The organism is Nonomuraea sp. CA-143628 (genome assembly GCF_050942315.1).
Taxonomy (GTDB): Bacteria; Actinomycetota; Actinomycetes; order Streptosporangiales; family Streptosporangiaceae; genus Nonomuraea.
In genome coordinates this window covers 7,235,528-7,250,063 of record NZ_CP192072.1, presented here as the reverse complement: position 1 = coordinate 7,250,063, position 14,536 = coordinate 7,235,528, and the positions used below count along the sequence as shown (strand labels likewise).

Here is a 14,536-nt window from a genome sequence, read left to right as displayed (position 1 = left end):
CCTCACTTCGTGATCGTCGCCGCTACACCCGGTGGCGGGCCAGGTGCTCCAGGACCGACTGGTTGGCCTCCCAGCCGTCGGGGAACTTCACCGGAACGCCCAGCCGTACCGGCTCCGCCGACGGATGGGCGTCGAGCAGCTCGGCGATGCCCGCCCTGGCCACCACCACGCACGCGTGCCGGTGCCGCGAGGCCAGCACGCACAGCCGCCCCGACTCCAGGTGGAACGCGGTGGCGTCGCGGCGGCCCGACAGCGGGTGCAGCACGATCGTCACGTCGTACTCGCGGCCCTGCAGCCGGTTGGCGGTGTCGACCGTGATCTCCGGCGGCAGCCCGGCGGCCCTGATCGCCGCCACCTGGTCGCGGTGGGCCGCGCCGACCGCGATCCGGTCGGCGGTCACCGGCCGTTCGCCCTGCTCGGAGCCCGCCACCGCGCCGCGCTGCAGCAGCCGCTCGGCCAGCAGCGCCACCGCCTGCACGGCCTCGCCGTCGGTGCGCACGGTGTGGCGGTTGGGCAGCTCCAGCAGCGCCCAGCCGGAGCGGGCCGCCTCCTCCAGCGCCCGGTCGTGCACGGTGCCCATGCCGCCGGTGGCCAGCTCCAGCCGCCGCTCACCGGCCCCGGTGCCCGACCGGAACCCGGTGAACGGGTAGAACGCCTTCGACACCACCGGCGCGGCCGTGGCGGGTAGCCGCCACGACACCGGCAGCCGGTGCACCGGCAGATCGGGGTTGTGGCGCAGCAGCACCGAGACCGCGCTCTGCAGCGGGTCCCACGACAGGCCGGACCAGCGGTCGCCGTCCACGATCGAGAACGGGTCGAGCTGGCCGGGATCGCCCACGAACAGCGCCCGCTGGAACAGCCCGGCGATGCGCAGCAGCTTGTCCGAGCGCATCTGGTACGCCTCGTCCACGATCGCCCACGGCCAGGTACGGCCGGAGATCCACGCCCACTTGTCCGACGTGGCGATCGTGATGTCGGGATCGCCGAGATCCTGGATCCGCGTGCCGACCGTGACACCGGACAGCTCCAGCAGCCGCAGCGGCGGCACGTAGCCGCTGGCCGACAGACGGCCGACGGTCAGCCGCGGGTGCCGCTCCGAGATCCGCGTCACCAGGTCGTCGACCTGCTCGTTGGTCTGGGCGACGATCATCAGCGGCTCGCCGGTCTCGGCCAGGTGGGCGGCGGCCCGGACGACGAGCGTGGACTTGCCCGCCCCCGGCGGTGAGTCGACCACCACGCCGCGGTTCTTGGGCAGGTCGGCGAGCACGTCCCTGATGACCTGCTCGGGGCTGGCGTCCTCGCCGGTCACGACCACTCCTCGCGGGCGTCCTCGTCGGTGGGGCGGTATTCGCGCGGCGGTCCGCCGTGCGTCCACGGCGTCGCCTCCGCGTCGGGCAGGCTCGGCGCGCCCTGGAAGTCGTCGGTGAGCGAGGTGTAGCAGACCCGCTCGCCCACCTCGGGCACCGCGCCCGGGGTGGGCGTCTTGCCGCGGCCCATGCCTTTGGTGATCTTCAGGGTGACCAGGCCGTCGCTCGCCTCGACCAGCTGGGCGCCCTGGCCGCGCCGCTGCGGGGTGCCCAGCGTGGTGCCGGGTGCCAGGCGTACGGGATCGTCGGTCTTGACCACCACGAGCGGGCGCAGCTTGCGCGAGCGGCCCTCGCCCTCGAAGTTCTCCGGCTCGGTCTCCACGACCTCGCCCGCGAACGCCTCGCCGGTCAGCCGGTATTCGGCCATGACGAGCGGGTCGTCGTAGGCGCGCTGCACCTCGTAGGCGGCCTGGGCGCGCTCCATGCGCGCCAGGCGCGCGGCGGCGGCGATCGCGCCGTCATGCCTGGCCTGCGGCGGCGCGCCGTCCTCGATCTGCGCGGCCAGGCCGCTGAAGGAGGCGCGGTCCTGCTCCCACCGCTGCGCCACACTGTTGCCCTCGGGCAGACCGGCGAGCAGGTCGATCGCCTGCCACATGAGCCGCCAGGTGGGTTCGAGCTGGGAACGCAGGGCCTCGGTGACGCGTTCGGCCGAGCCCTTCTCGATCGCCGGCGCCAGCACCTCGGCGTCGAACCCCGGATCGGTGACGGGCCCCGCGGGCGGCCAGATCAGCGGATCCTCCGCGTCGTCACTCGGCCCGTCGGTGATCCAGGCGAGCAGCGCGGCCAGGTTCGCGTCCTCCAGGCCGCTCTGCCCGCTTGCCCAGTGCCTGCCCAGCTCGTCGGTCGCGGCGATGGTCAGCGACGAACCCGGATATCCGGCCCGCTCGGCGAACCAGGTCAGCCACCTGCCCAGCAGCGGCACCCCCGTGGGCACCGGATAGGGCCCGTCGGCCCGCCGGAACCGGGTGGAGCGGCCGAGCAGCCGGGTGAACGCCACCCCCGCCTGGTTCGGCACGATCAGCTGCGGCGCGTCGAGCGCCCGCTCGTAGGGGTCGGCGTTCTTGCGCTCAACCGTCTCCGTCTCGCGCAGAAAGCCCTGGATGTACGGCAGCAGCAGCCCGGCCAGCTCGGCGGCCCAGGCGAAGCGCAGATCACGGTTACGCGGTTGGGTGACCACCAGTAGGCGGGGCTCGGCCCGGTCGGTGCCGAGCATGGCGGCCAGCGGCGCGGCGGCCTCGCCGGAGAGCTTGAGCGGGATGAACACCATCGGCCGCGCCGACAGATGGCAGTGCCGGACGGTCGCGATGGGCTGCGCGATGCCCTCGTCGAGGGCCCGCAGCCGGGCGAGCGAGGTGAGCAGGCTCACGTCAGGCACTCTCTGCGCAGGCGCTCGGCGTTGCGCAGGAGCCGGGCGATCTCCTCCTGGCCCGGCGCCGGGTCGCGGGTGCCGTCGGCCAGCCCGAGCGCCTCGCCGACGGAGGCCACGCCGCCCAGCTCGTCGCGTACGTTACGGCCGAGCAGGTCGGAGGCGCCCTCCTGCCGGGCCTCGTCGCGGCAGAAGAAGCACAGGTCGCAGGTCGACAGGCAGTCGGGCGCGTAGCGGGCGTCGGACCGGCGCAGCGCGTCGGCCAGCTCGGCGGCCGACCGGGTCGGCAGCCCGTCCTCGCCGGGCAGCAGATCGAAGGTGACCTCGTCGGGCAGGACGTCGAGCAGCCGGTCGAGCCCCGTCATCCGGTCGAGCTGGCGTTCCAGCACGGCCAGCTGCTTGCGCACGTCGACCAGCGTCGCGACGGGCCGGTTGGCGAAGTTCTCCGGGCAGACCAGCACGACCTCGTGCGAGACCCGCAGCGGGTCGTGCCCCAGCTCGTAGAGCAGTCTGCGCAGCGCCAGCACGTAGACCGCCGCCTGCCGGGCCGCCGCGGCCACCGCGGCCGGGTCCGCCTGCCCGTCGATCACCGCGAACGACTTGATCTCCACGATGTGGAAGCGCCCGCCGAGCTGGAAGGCCACCACGTCCGGCTCCAGGTAGGCGGCGTGCCCGGCGATCTCCAGGGCGAGCAGCGGATGGTCGTAGACCGTCCCCGCGTCCTGCCCTTCGGACACCGCCCGGTCGAACAGCGCCTTGGTGTGGGCGTGGCGCAGGTGCGCGCCGACGTTCTCCACGTCGTGGTAGGCCACCTCGGCGATCGGCAGGCCGAGCTGCTCCCGCAGCATGCGCAGCAGCTCGGCGCAGCCGTCGGCCTTCACCAGCGCCTCGAACACGTTCCCGCGGGTGATCGCGAACGGCGACTGGCCGAACGGCGCGGGGAAGCCCAGATGCCGGGCGGCGGCGTCCTTGTCGATCCCGGCGCCGTCCATGAGCGCCCGGCGTGAGCAGCCGGGGTTCGCCGCGAGCGCGGCGATGGCGCGGGCGTCGTGCGGCTTCGGTGGCGTCGTGCCTCGCAGCGCGTCAAGCCGGTTCATCGGCTGCCTCTCGTCTCGCTGTTGCGCGCTTTCACCCAGTGATCCTTTTCTTCGCGACAGTGCTCAGCGTAGCGGCGCCGAACAGCCGCGCTGTGTCACCGAGCTGCGTCGCCGCACGTTCGGCCAGCTCAGCGCGGTCCTGCGTGTCGCGTTCCACGTGCACCGCGAGCTCTGCCCGCGCCGCCTCGATGACCCGGCCGGGGTCGGGCGGCCCCAGATCGTCGTCGGCGGCGCCGGGGATGTTGCGCGCCATCCTGGTCAGCAGCCGCGCCCCTCCGGGCTCGAGGAGGGCGTCGGTCACCTGCTCGGCCACCGCTATGGCGCAGGTGAGGAAGTCGACGCGAGGGCTGAGCGGGCCGACCATCCGGCGCGCCTGCGGCCACGTACTGGCCGCCAGCAGGCCACGGGCGGGGGAGAGGCGGTCCGTCAGGGCCGCGCACAGGTAGTACGGGCGGCCGTACGGGGAGGACTTGAACGAGCGTTCCTCGTCGCGGCGCAGGCTGGTGAGCTGATTGCTGCGCAGCGTGCCGCCGCAGAACGCCGCGCCCACGGCGACGATCAGCCGTGGCTGGGCACAGGCGCCCAGGATGAGGAGACCCTGATGCACCTGCTCGCGCACGGTCACCAGGCGTGGAGCCGGGGGCTCGGGTTCGCTGTCTTTCGGATCATCCGCCGGGGCCGTGCTCACCAGGGCGTCCCAGGTGCGCTCGGCGCCGCGCAGCTCGGCGCGCAGGGTCCTGGCCGTGGCCGTGTCCTTGACCCGCATGGCCCTGCGCACACCGGCTCGGAGCTCGTCGATCCGCCTCTCGAGATCGTCCAGCCGGTCACTCATGGCGCGAGCGTACCAAGAGTTCCAGTATTTCCCAGTATTTTCAGGACATCGAGACGTGCGTGTGATCTACATTGTAAAGGGCGCGGCCTGGTTCAATGCGCCGCTCACTTCACGGCGTACCGGCGATGGCGCATGCCCGGCACGGGGGACGTGCGCAGATGCACTGCATGATCGCGTCGAGAACGTCCTGGTCGTGATACAGGCACCGATCATTGCAGGTGTGGCGTGGAACGAACCCCGCCTGGATCTCGTCGGGCCAGGGCTCTTCGCCTTCGCGGCAGCGGACGAACTGTTCGGGGTCCTCCGAGTGCAGGCCGTGCATGCGTTCCCGGGCCTGGGTCTCCAGGGTCCGGGTCTCCGCCACCATGGCCTTGAGTTCGGCGGCGAGGTCGGAGTACCTGTCATCGCCGGTTCGTACGTGCGCGGCCCGCAGCGCCATCACCGCGTTGCCCAGGAATCGGCCGGCGTCCTGGAGGTCTGTGGTGTGGTGCAGTTGGATGCCGGTCACGCTCCGGACCCACACGGCGTCGTTGTTCATTGATAAATCCTTCGGAGTGGCAGGCGCACCCACCCGTTTGGGAATTGCCCTAGGTCGGGAGGCATGTCAGGGGTTTGTGCGACTACACCTGAGGATAACCATCTATTTGCGCAAGTTTCGGGCTAGGGGCGTGGGGTTGACCGTTGGCGGCGGTCGAACCGCCTTTGAGCGGGGCGCGTCGAAATGGTGGCAAGCCTGGCGTGGCAGGGGCATTGGTCCATCGGATCGCACTCTGGCGCGGTAAATGACCTATGGGGATAAATAGGGGAAGATATTACCCGGCGCACGATCGCCGGCCGCGTGCCGGGATCGCGATGGCCACCGCGCGATCCGTCTTCCTCTCTGTCACGATCGATCGTCGATGCGCGGTGGCCATTCTCGTTCTCAGGCGCCGCTCGACCAGGAGCTGGGCCGTCGCACGCGTCATGTGGTGGCGGTCAGCTCGTCACGGCGCACTGTCCGCGCTCCTTCCTGACTGGTCCTTCGGCATTCGGGCGTACGTCGAAGTCGAAGATCGCGGTGGGCAGGTAGAGCGAGCAGCAGGCGTTGGGAATGTCGACGATCCCGCTGATTCGCCCTTCGATCGGAGCCGAGCCGAGGATCAGGTAGGCCTGTTCGCCGGTGTAGCCCCACTTCTTGAGATACTCGACGGCGTTAAGGCATGCCCTGCGGTAGGCCACCGTCGCGTCGAGGTAATAGTTGGTGTCGGTGTCGTGGTCCACCGAGATCCCGATGAACGACATGAACTCGGAATAGCGCGGCTCGACGTTTCCGGGCAGGAAGATCGGGTTGGTGGAGACACCGTACTTCTCCATGCCGCCCTTGATGAGGTCGACGTGGAAGTCGATGAAACCGCCCATCTCGATCGCGCCGCAGAAGGTGATCTCGCCGTCGCCCTGGCTGAAGTGCAGGTCACCTCCGGAAAGTTTCGCGTCCTTCACCATGACCGGGTAGAAGACCCGGGCTCCGCGGGTGAAGTTCTTGATGTCGTGATTGCCGCCGTTCTCCCTCGCCGGCACGGTACGGGCGCCCTCTTCGGCGATCCGCCGTGCCGCCTCGCCGTTCGCCATACCGGTGATGGCGTTGTTGGCCAGCGGTGGCAGGCCGAGCGGCGGGACCCGTTGCGGATCGGTGTCGATGAGCGCCTGCTCCCTGCGGTTCCAGGAGGCGAGCAGCTCGGCTGACGGCGCGGTGCCGAACAGCCCTGGGTGGGTGATGCCGGTGAACCGGACACCTGGCAGGTGGCGGGACGTGGCCATCTGGCCGTGGAAGTCCCAGATCGCCTTGTAGGCGTCGGGGAAGTAGTCGGTCAGGAATCCGCCGCCGTTCGCCTTGGCGAACACGCCGGTGTAGCCCCATCCCTGTCCCGGTGCCTGCCCGACCTGCTGGGGAACCGCGCCGAGGTCCATGATGTCGAGGACCAGCAGATCGCCCGGCTCGGCTCCCTCCACCCCGATGGGTCCGCTCAGCACGTGCGCGACGGTCAGGTCGACGTCGCGTACGTCGTTCGCGGAATCGTTGTTGCCTATCTGGGCGTCGGTCCATTCCCTGCATTCGATTCGGAACTCATCTCCGGGGCGGACCATCTCGGCCACCGGAACATCCGGGTGCCATCGATTGTGTCCCGGGACTTTCTGATCGCGCATTGACCTCGACTGATCGATGCTGAATACGACGTTCGGCATGATGAATGCCTTTCTGGAATACGGATGCCGTCAGGCGAGAAACGCATCGACCACCTCCTTCGCGGGCGTCGCGGGTCTTCTCCTCAGGTCCACCGAGGGCGATGTGTCCGGTCGCGGGCGCCCATCGCCTCATCGCTCGGAGCCGGTGCCGCCGCCGTGGGTTCACGTCCACGTGTCAGCGGCCACAGCCCGACGAAGACCACCACGCCGAACACGGCGAGGACGGAGGCGATGAGGCTGGTGTTCCGCCAGTAGCCCGTCAGGATCATGAACGCGGGGATCGCCGCCGTGACCCACCCCTGGATCGCCGTCACCCAGCCCGTGTACCTGGTGATCTGCTCGTGTTTCAAACCCAGCAGCACGAAGAAGAGGAACCACAGGTAACCCCAGTAGAGCCAGATGACCCCGAACGCCGGATCGCCCAGGAGCCGGAAGTTCGCGTACGAGTATCCGAGCGCCATGACGGCCACGAACAGCGAGAAGTAGCCGACTCCCGTGGTGTCGAAACCGCCCAGCAGGTTGATCCCGACGTACAGGTAGGTGAAACCGAACAGATAGATCCCGGACGCGCCGAGGACCTGGGCCGGGTCTCCGGGATTGAGGATGATCAGCACAGTGGGCGTGATCACCTGCAGGGCGCCGACGAAGAGATTGAAGATGGCCGCCGCGCGTGCGTCGATCTTCTTCAGCAGCATCATCCCGTTGATGAAGAGCACCGCGCCGACGTAGAGAAGTCCGACGGCTCCCATGAGCGACGCACCTCCTGGTGTTGTCGTGTGGCGGCATCACTCACGCCGGGCGGCCTGTCACCGCCTCCGGACCGGCGGAGCCGCGTGTGTGAGCGGTTCACACGCACGCGCCGCGTTGTTTGTGTTGATCAAAAGCTTCTGTTGCTCAAGGCTCTGTTGCTCAAGGCCGAGGCAGGCGTGGCAGTGCCGGGTGCGGCGGCGGTTCGCGCCGCTTGGCAGGCACGCTCGTGACCACCTCGGGTGCTTCCCGGCTCTGCTCCTCGCGGGTGAGCGCGGCATTGACCACCGAAGGCACCCGGCTGAGGTACGGCGAGGAGAAGACTCGACGGGAGGGGCGCCGGCACGCGGGGCATTCGCAGGCCGCCGCGGCGGTCCCGATCGGTAGGTGCACGTCGAATCGCCCGCAGTCGGGGCAGCGATACTCATACGTCGCCATAGGCATTCCTCCGCAGAGATCCGACTCGATCTTCTCCGGCCTTCGGCACCGCAGAGCCATCGCCGGCCTGCGGCGATCTAGGCATACTTCAAGTAACCTCCGCCGCCAAGCCCATGTCAAGGTCGTCGAATACTGCGGCAATTTCCCGGAAAACCAGCTCTGCGCGGAAAAGGGAGTAAGAGTAGCGGAAGGGGGCCCGCGGAGGAGATAAATGTGGTCAGACTTTTAACGTTGGCACGCGGACAATTGCCTGACCGGCTGGGAGAATTTGCCGGACATTTGATGGATTTCACGATTTTGGCCAACAACGAAGACGCCGCCATCGACGGCCGCGGGCAGGTCGCGGCCGACCAGCCCATACAAGCCCATCCCACCGACGACAGCGCCTGTCCAGCGGCGCGTCAGATGTCAACGCGCACGGCTACGGGAGGTCGGGGACGGCGAGTGCCCAGCCGCGGTCCTCGGTGAGGAAGCGGTCCAGGCGGAGCCCGCACTCGGCCAGTGCCGCGCGCAGGTCGTCGTCCGTCAGCCGCCGGGACGTGAACGACTGGGTCCACACCCGATCCCGGTGCGTGTAGCGCATCGTCGCGTTGAACTGGTCCGGCCCGGTCTCCTCCAGGGCGGCCAGCGTGATCGTCATGTCGCCGTCGGTTCTGCCCTGGCCGGCTCGCCTGGAGTCGTGCGTCTCGGGCGGCGTCCACTCGATCAGCACCGCTCCGCCGGGCGCCACGTGCCGGGCGCAGGCCGACAGCAGCGCCCGCCGGTCGTCCTCGTCGGCCGTGTTCACCAGGTACGAGCCCAGCGTGACCGCGTCGAAGCGCCGCTCCAGCCGCAGATCCTGCGCCCGAGCCTGTACGGTCCGCGCCCCCCGCACGTGGGCCAGCATCTCCGCCGACTCGTCCACGGCCACCACCTCGAAGCCGTGCTCCAGCAGCGCGTGCGTCACCCGGCCGACGCCCGCGCCCAGCTCCAGGACGGAGCCGCCAGGCGGCACCACCCCCGCGACCAGCTCCGCCTCGCCGCGGGGCTTCAGCAGTGTGTAGTACTCGACAGGGGAGCCGTCGGGAGTGATCGAGCCGGGGCCGGTGCCGGAGCGGGGGATGATCGTCATGCCTTCGAATCTAACTCCGGGCGAGCGCACATGGGATTCCGTTCTCGCGGGGACGAAGGTGCTGTGTCCCCTCAGGTGCGTCATCTGATCGGCGCGGTGGCCGGGTCGGCCGCGCTGCCCCTCGTCTACTACCTGACCGAGGCGGGCGCCAGGGCCCTGCGAGCGGCGTACGCCGCCTTCCGGCCCGCGCCCGCCGGGCTCGGCTACCTGACGGTCGTGGCGGCCATCGTGCTGCTGCTGGCCGCCTGGTCGTGGTTGTCGCCGCTGGCCGCGCTGGCCTGCGGGCTGCCGCTGACCGCCGCCGCCGCGCTGTTCGCGTTCGACCTCGAGGTCGCGCTGGACCTGGCGGGCCGGCTGCCGAGCTTCGCGGTGCCCACGGGCCAGCCGGTGGGCGCCCTGGCCGGTGAGCCGCCGGGCGCCCTGGCCGGGGTGACGGGCCTGTACGCCGTCATCGGCGTCCTGCTGGTGCTGTCGGCGCTGCTGCCGCGTAGACGGCGATCTATCCTGGGCGGATGAGCGGACGGGACCCGGATCGGCGCAAGGCGCTGCTGGACGCGGCGGACCGGGTGATCCTGCGCGAGGGCCCCGAGGCGTCCATGGCCGCGATCGCCGCCGAGGCCGGGATCACCAAGCCGATCCTCTACCGCCACTTCGGCGACAAGAGCGGCCTTTACGAGGCATTGGCCGACCGCCACGTGCGCACGGTCATCGCCCAGCTGCGCCCCGGGTTCGCCGGAGCTGTGTCCGACCGGCCTCCAGGGTTCGCGGAGGCAGCGTCCGATCTGCGCGGCCGGGCCAGGACGACGATCACCGTCTACCTGGACCTGATCTCGGCCAACCGCAACCTCTACCGTTTCCTGTTCCACCGGGCCAGTGCCGAGGACACCCGGATGCGCTCCCACATGACGGCGCTCGTGCGCAGCCTGGGCGAGGAGCTGGGCGGGGTGCTGGCTGCCGGGCGGGTGGTGCCGGAGCCCGTACGCGCCCAGGTGCTCGGTCACGCCTTCGTCGGCATGGTGCAGACCACGGGCGACTGGTGGCTGGAGCATCCGGAGGTCGATCGGGCGGAGGTCGTCGAGGGACTGGTGGACGTGATCGTCGCGGCCGTCAGTCACCGAAGCGGGAGAGCCTCCCATGCCGCCGGGCGTAGTTGAGCGCCCACCCGAACACCCCCAGCGCGATGGCCAGATAGACGGCGTTGAGCCCTGCCGCCCACGCCATCCGGTCCCACGGCACCGCACCGCCCGACATGACCGTACGCATCCCCTCGAAGACGTGCGAGGCGGGCAGGAACCACGCCACGGTCCGCACGGGCGCGGGCAGCACCGACAGGGGATAGAAGATCCCGGCCAGCGGTTGTACGAAGAAGACCACCGACCAGGCGATGACCTGCGCGTTCTCGCCGAACCTGAGCACCGCCGAGATCCCGATCAGCCCGAGCGACCAGCCGAGCAGGAGCAGGATGCCCATGAACGGCACCAGCCCCACGCCCAGGCTCGTCACCCCGAACCCGTAGAGCACCAGCGCGAGACCCGCCATCACGGCGACCGCGAAGACCACCTTGCCCAGCGAGAACAGCATCAGCCCGATCAGGTATTCGACGCTGGACAGCGGGCTCACCTGCACGTTGAGCAGGTTGCGCGACCAGATGTCCTCCAGGAAGGCCATCGAGATCTCGTTGCTGGCCTTCTGCAGCACCTGCCAGAGCAGCACCGCGCCGATCAGGAACGCCACCACGAAGGGCACCTGCTGCGTGCGGAGGAACAGCGTGACGAACCCCCACAGCAGCAGCTCGACAGTGGGCCAGAACAGGATCTCGAACATCCGGACCGGGCTGCGCCGCAGCGCGGCGAAGTCACGCCGGATCACCCCGGAGATCCGGCTGCGCCGGGCGGCGAGGCTGAGCGGAGGCAGGGTGAGCGGGGGAGGGGCGAGGTACGTCATCCGCGGGCCACCTTCAGGAACACCTCTTCCAGGTCGTCGACCCCGTAGTGGCTGGCCAGCTCCTCGGCGCTGCCCGTGGCCACGATCCGCCCGTCGGACATGAAGTGGATCCGGTCGCACATCCGCTCGACCTCGCGCATGTTGTGCGAGGTGATCAGCATGGCGTTGCCGCTCTCCTCGGCCAGGCGCGACAGCAGGCCGCGGATCCGGTCGCCCGCGTCGGGGTCGAGGTTGGCGGTGGGCTCGTCCAGCACCAGCAGCTGGGGCGCGTTGAGCAGGGCCTTGGCCAGCTGTACCCGGGTGCGCTGGCCGGAGGACAGGTCCATCATCCGGCGCCCGCGCAGCGGCCCCAGCTCGAACAGCTCGATCATCTCGTCGACCCGCGCGGCCGGCCGCCGCAGCGCGTAGAGGCGGGCGAAGGCGTCGAGCACCTCCCGCACCAGCAGCGGTCCGGGCAGGTCCACGTAACTGGCGGCGAAGTTGACCCGGCTCAGCACCTCGATCCGGTGCCGCGCCAGGTCCTGGCCGAACAGGTTGACGCTGCCCGCGTCAGGGGTGATCAGGCCGAGCAGCATGTGGAGGGTCGTCGACTTGCCCGCGCCGTTGAGGCCGAGCAGCCCGATCACCTCTCCCTCGGCGACGGTGAGGCTCAGATCGCGCACCGCCGTCACGGACCCGAACCGCTTGACCAGATGAGTCGCCTCCAGGATGGTCACCCGACAAGAGTGCGGTTCGTACGCGATCAACGGCAACGGGTTTTCAGCCACCCCACAGCGGAGCGGGTTCTCAGCCGAGCAGCCGCAGCAGGTCCCACTCGTTCTCGCACACCCGGCGCCCGATCGCGGCCAGCTCGACCGAACGCGCGCCGCCGCGCAGGTGGCGCATCGTCTGCATCACGCAGATGACGCCCCACTTGAGCACGCCGAACGTCTCCCACCAGCGCAGCGCGTCCCGGTCGACGGGCTGCCCGCCGGCCTTCTCGTACGCGCTCACCAGGTCGTCATAATCACCGAAACCGCCCACCGGCAGCGGCGAGCCGAACCGCCACGCCTTCACGCACAGCCAGCCGAGGTCCTCGACCGGGTCACCCGCGTGGGCCAGCTCCCAGTCGAGCACCGCCCGGATCCCCTCGGGCCCGACGATCAGGTTGCCGTTGCGGAAGTCGCCGTGCACCACGGTCCGCCGCGCCGCCGCCGGGCGGGTCGCCGCCAGCCGCCGGAAGGCCAGCTCGAACACCGGATGCGGCTCCCCGATCTGGTCGAGCACGTCCCGCCACTGCCGCAGCGGATCCTCGGCGGCAGGAACAGGGGGGAGCGCCGACAGCGGCATCCGGTGGATCGCCGCGAGCGCCTCGCCGCACTGGGCGGCCAGCCGGTGCCGCGCCCTCGCGTACGCCTCGTCGCGCAGGATCCTGCGCGGGATCGTCTCGCCCGCCACCCGCGTCATGAGGATGTACGGCTCACCGGCCGCCACTGTCGGCGGCACCGACACCTCCGCCCCACGGGCCGCCACGACCCGCGGCACCGGCACCCCGGCCTCGGCGGCGGCCCGCATCAGCACGGCCTCGCTCGCCAGGCTGCCACCGGCCTCCAGGGCGGCGCCGGGGGAGTCGAGGCGCAGGATCAGCTCGTGCCGTTCGTCCCCGTCGAGCACGTCGAGCGCCCACGTCTCACGCGAGGCCCCGCCGGGAAGCCGCGAGCTGAAGGGCACCGACGCGCCGGGCCCGAAGACCTCGCGGACGATCGAGTGGACGACCGAGTGGACGACTGAGTGGACGCTCGAGTGGACCGGCTCTGTCATCGCAGCCCGAACTCCCAGTTCCCGCCCGCCGCGTAGGCACCGAGTATCCGCCGTCCCACGGAGTCGATGTGCACCTCGTCGGGGCCGTCGTAGATCCGCCCGGCCCTGGCGTGCCGGTACATCCGGTCCAGCGGGGTGTCCGGAGTCAGCCCCGCCGCGCCGTACACCTGGATGGCCCGGTCGATCACGTTGTGCAGCATGCGCGAGCCCACCACCTTGATCGCGCCGATCTCGACCCGGGCTTCCGAGCCGGCGTCGATGGCCCGCGCGGCGTCGAGCGTGAGCAGCCGCGCGGCCTGGATCTCGGTGTAGGAGTCGAACACGTGCTGCCGCATGAGCTGCTTGGCGGCCAGCGGCTCGCCGAACGCGCTCCGCTCGCGCAGCCGGCGGCACATCAGGTCGAAGGCCCGCTGCGCCTGGCCGAGCCAGCGCATGCAGTGGAAGATCCGTCCGGGGCCCAGGCGCCGCTGCGCGATCACGAACCCCTCGCCGCGCCGGCCCAGGAGATTCGAGGCGGGCACCCGGACGTTGTCGTAGCGGACCTCGCAGTGCGCGCCGTCCAGCCCCAGGACCGGCGTCTCGCGGATGATGTCGTAGCCAGGCGTGTCGGTCGGCACGAGGATCATGGAGAAGGACCGGTGCGGCGCCGCGCCGTCCTCCGTCCGGCACATCACGGTGGTGTACGCGGCCCGGGATGCGCCGGTCGTGAACCACTTGTGCCCGTTGATCACCCATTCGCCCCCGTCGAGTACGGCGGCCGTCCTGAGCTGCGTCGGGTCGCTGCTCGACACGGACGGCTCGGTCATCGCGAAGCTCGGCGAGATGTCGCCGCGCACCAGCGGGTCGAGGTAGCGTTCCCGCTGCTCGGCCGAGGCGTGCTCGTACAGCATCAGCGAGTCCTGCAGCGTGTACGTCCCCAGCGCGATCTGCCCGAACTCGCTGCGCCCCTGCACCTCGTTGACGTAGACGTAGTCGAGGAAGGGCAGCCCGCCCCCGCCCAGCTCACGCGGGTGACCGAGGGCCCACAGGCCCTCTTTCTTGGCCTCGGCCCGCAGTTCGTCGAGTGCCGCCCCGGCGGCGGGTCCGCCCTGGTGGAGCACGTTCTCGGCGGGCTCGACCCGCTCGGTCATGAACGCGTGGACGGCATCGCGGATGGGACGGACGCTGTCTGGGACGGCGAAGCTCATGACAGGATCACAACCGATAATCGTTGCCCGGTCAACGGATAAGGGGTCCCTTATGGCGGCACCGCACGACGTCCCCTCAGCGGCCCATCTGGTGGCGGCCGTCCGCGACTTCCTGGCCGACGACGTGTTGCCCGCGGTCGAGGGCCGGGTGCGCTTCCACACCCGGGTGGCGATCAACGTGCTCGGCATGGTCGAGCGGGAGCTCGAGCTCGGCCCCGGCCACGCGGAGGAGCACGGGCGGCGGCTGGCCGGGCTGGGGGTGAGCGACGACGCGGAGCTGGCGGCGGCCGTCCGGGAGGGCCGCTTCGACGACTCGGCCCTGGTCGAGGCGCTCAGGGACGCCGTACGGGCCAAGCTGGAAGTGGCCAACCCCGGCTATCTCGTCGACGGCTAGCCGATCATGACCGACGGCCGGTTCCCCACC

The 14,536-nt window shown here is 70.4% G+C and carries 16 protein-coding genes; 3 read left to right on the top strand and 13 right to left on the bottom strand.

Translation table 11 applies throughout. From position 1 onward, the window contains the following. Positions 1-22: 22 nt before the first annotated feature. From ACQP2T_RS33290 to ACQP2T_RS33250, 9 genes are all read right to left on the bottom strand, one after another. Positions 23-1,309 (bottom strand): AAA family ATPase, encoded by a 1,287-nt coding sequence (locus ACQP2T_RS33290; protein ID WP_433508849.1) that lies wholly within the window; start codon positions 1,307-1,309, stop codon positions 23-25. Next, entirely contained in the window at positions 1,306-2,733 is a 1,428-nt protein-coding gene (locus ACQP2T_RS33285) for a hypothetical protein (protein WP_358542909.1), read from the bottom strand. The genes ACQP2T_RS33290 and ACQP2T_RS33285 overlap by 4 nt, the downstream gene beginning before the upstream one ends. Then, positions 2,730-3,830 (bottom strand): hypothetical protein, encoded by a 1,101-nt coding sequence (locus ACQP2T_RS33280; protein WP_433508848.1) that lies wholly within the window; start codon positions 3,828-3,830, stop codon positions 2,730-2,732. The genes ACQP2T_RS33285 and ACQP2T_RS33280 overlap by 4 nt, the downstream gene beginning before the upstream one ends. A gap of 31 nt (positions 3,831-3,861) precedes the next feature. Then, complete coding sequence (locus ACQP2T_RS33275) at positions 3,862-4,662, bottom strand: hypothetical protein (protein WP_433508847.1); 801 nt, start codon at positions 4,660-4,662, stop codon at positions 3,862-3,864. 109 nt (positions 4,663-4,771) lie between these two features. Then, on the bottom strand, positions 4,772-5,200 hold the full coding sequence (locus tag ACQP2T_RS33270) for a hypothetical protein (protein WP_364002488.1): 429 nt from the start codon (positions 5,198-5,200) through the stop codon (positions 4,772-4,774). 437 nt (positions 5,201-5,637) lie between these two features. After that, entirely contained in the window at positions 5,638-6,885 is a 1,248-nt protein-coding gene (fmdA, locus tag ACQP2T_RS33265) for a formamidase (protein WP_433508846.1), read from the bottom strand. 83 nt (positions 6,886-6,968) lie between these two features. Next, complete coding sequence (locus ACQP2T_RS33260; protein ID WP_433508845.1) at positions 6,969-7,634, bottom strand: AmiS/UreI family transporter; 666 nt, start codon at positions 7,632-7,634, stop codon at positions 6,969-6,971. A gap of 160 nt (positions 7,635-7,794) precedes the next feature. Further along, positions 7,795-8,070, bottom strand: coding sequence for an FmdB family zinc ribbon protein (locus tag ACQP2T_RS33255; protein ID WP_433508844.1), 276 nt, complete (start codon positions 8,068-8,070; stop codon positions 7,795-7,797). A 421-nt stretch (positions 8,071-8,491) separates the two neighbouring features. Next, positions 8,492-9,181 carry a class I SAM-dependent methyltransferase gene (locus tag ACQP2T_RS33250; protein WP_433508843.1) on the bottom strand — a complete coding sequence of 230 codons (690 nt, stop codon included), beginning with the start codon at positions 9,179-9,181 and terminating at the stop codon, positions 8,492-8,494. 75 nt (positions 9,182-9,256) lie between these two features. Between ACQP2T_RS33250 and ACQP2T_RS33245 the strand changes: the two genes are divergently transcribed. Together ACQP2T_RS33245 and ACQP2T_RS33240 are read left to right on the top strand one after the other, a co-directional pair. Continuing rightward, the gene (locus tag ACQP2T_RS33245; protein WP_433508842.1) at positions 9,257-9,697 is read left to right on the top strand and encodes a hypothetical protein; all 441 of its coding nucleotides are present in this window, start codon (positions 9,257-9,259) and stop codon (positions 9,695-9,697) included. Continuing rightward, a complete protein-coding gene (locus ACQP2T_RS33240; RefSeq protein WP_433508841.1) occupies positions 9,694-10,335 on the top strand; it encodes a TetR family transcriptional regulator in 642 nt (213 codons plus the stop codon). Before ACQP2T_RS33245 ends, ACQP2T_RS33240 begins: the two co-directional genes overlap by 4 nt. Here the strand turns inward: ACQP2T_RS33240 and ACQP2T_RS33235 are convergent. From ACQP2T_RS33235 to ACQP2T_RS33220, 4 genes are all read right to left on the bottom strand, one after another. Continuing rightward, positions 10,289-11,125: an ABC transporter permease gene (locus ACQP2T_RS33235; RefSeq protein WP_433508840.1), complete on the bottom strand. Its 837-nt coding sequence runs from the start codon at positions 11,123-11,125 to the stop codon at positions 10,289-10,291. The genes ACQP2T_RS33240 and ACQP2T_RS33235 overlap by 47 nt on opposite strands. Next, positions 11,122-11,841 carry an ABC transporter ATP-binding protein gene (locus ACQP2T_RS33230; RefSeq protein ID WP_433508839.1) on the bottom strand — a complete coding sequence of 240 codons (720 nt, stop codon included), beginning with the start codon at positions 11,839-11,841 and terminating at the stop codon, positions 11,122-11,124. The genes ACQP2T_RS33235 and ACQP2T_RS33230 overlap by 4 nt, the downstream gene beginning before the upstream one ends. A gap of 70 nt (positions 11,842-11,911) precedes the next feature. Further along, positions 11,912-12,925 carry a phosphotransferase family protein gene (locus tag ACQP2T_RS33225; RefSeq protein ID WP_433508838.1) on the bottom strand — a complete coding sequence of 338 codons (1,014 nt, stop codon included), beginning with the start codon at positions 12,923-12,925 and terminating at the stop codon, positions 11,912-11,914. Continuing rightward, positions 12,922-14,112, bottom strand: a complete 1,191-nt coding sequence (locus ACQP2T_RS33220; protein ID WP_433508837.1) for an acyl-CoA dehydrogenase family protein — start codon at positions 14,110-14,112, stop codon at positions 12,922-12,924. The genes ACQP2T_RS33225 and ACQP2T_RS33220 overlap by 4 nt, the downstream gene beginning before the upstream one ends. A gap of 52 nt (positions 14,113-14,164) precedes the next feature. Here ACQP2T_RS33220 and ACQP2T_RS33215 point away from each other — a divergent pair, with 52 nt between their 5' ends. Beyond that, a complete protein-coding gene (locus ACQP2T_RS33215; protein WP_433508836.1) occupies positions 14,165-14,506 on the top strand; it encodes a DUF6285 domain-containing protein in 342 nt (113 codons plus the stop codon). The last annotated feature ends 30 nt before the right edge of the window (positions 14,507-14,536 follow it).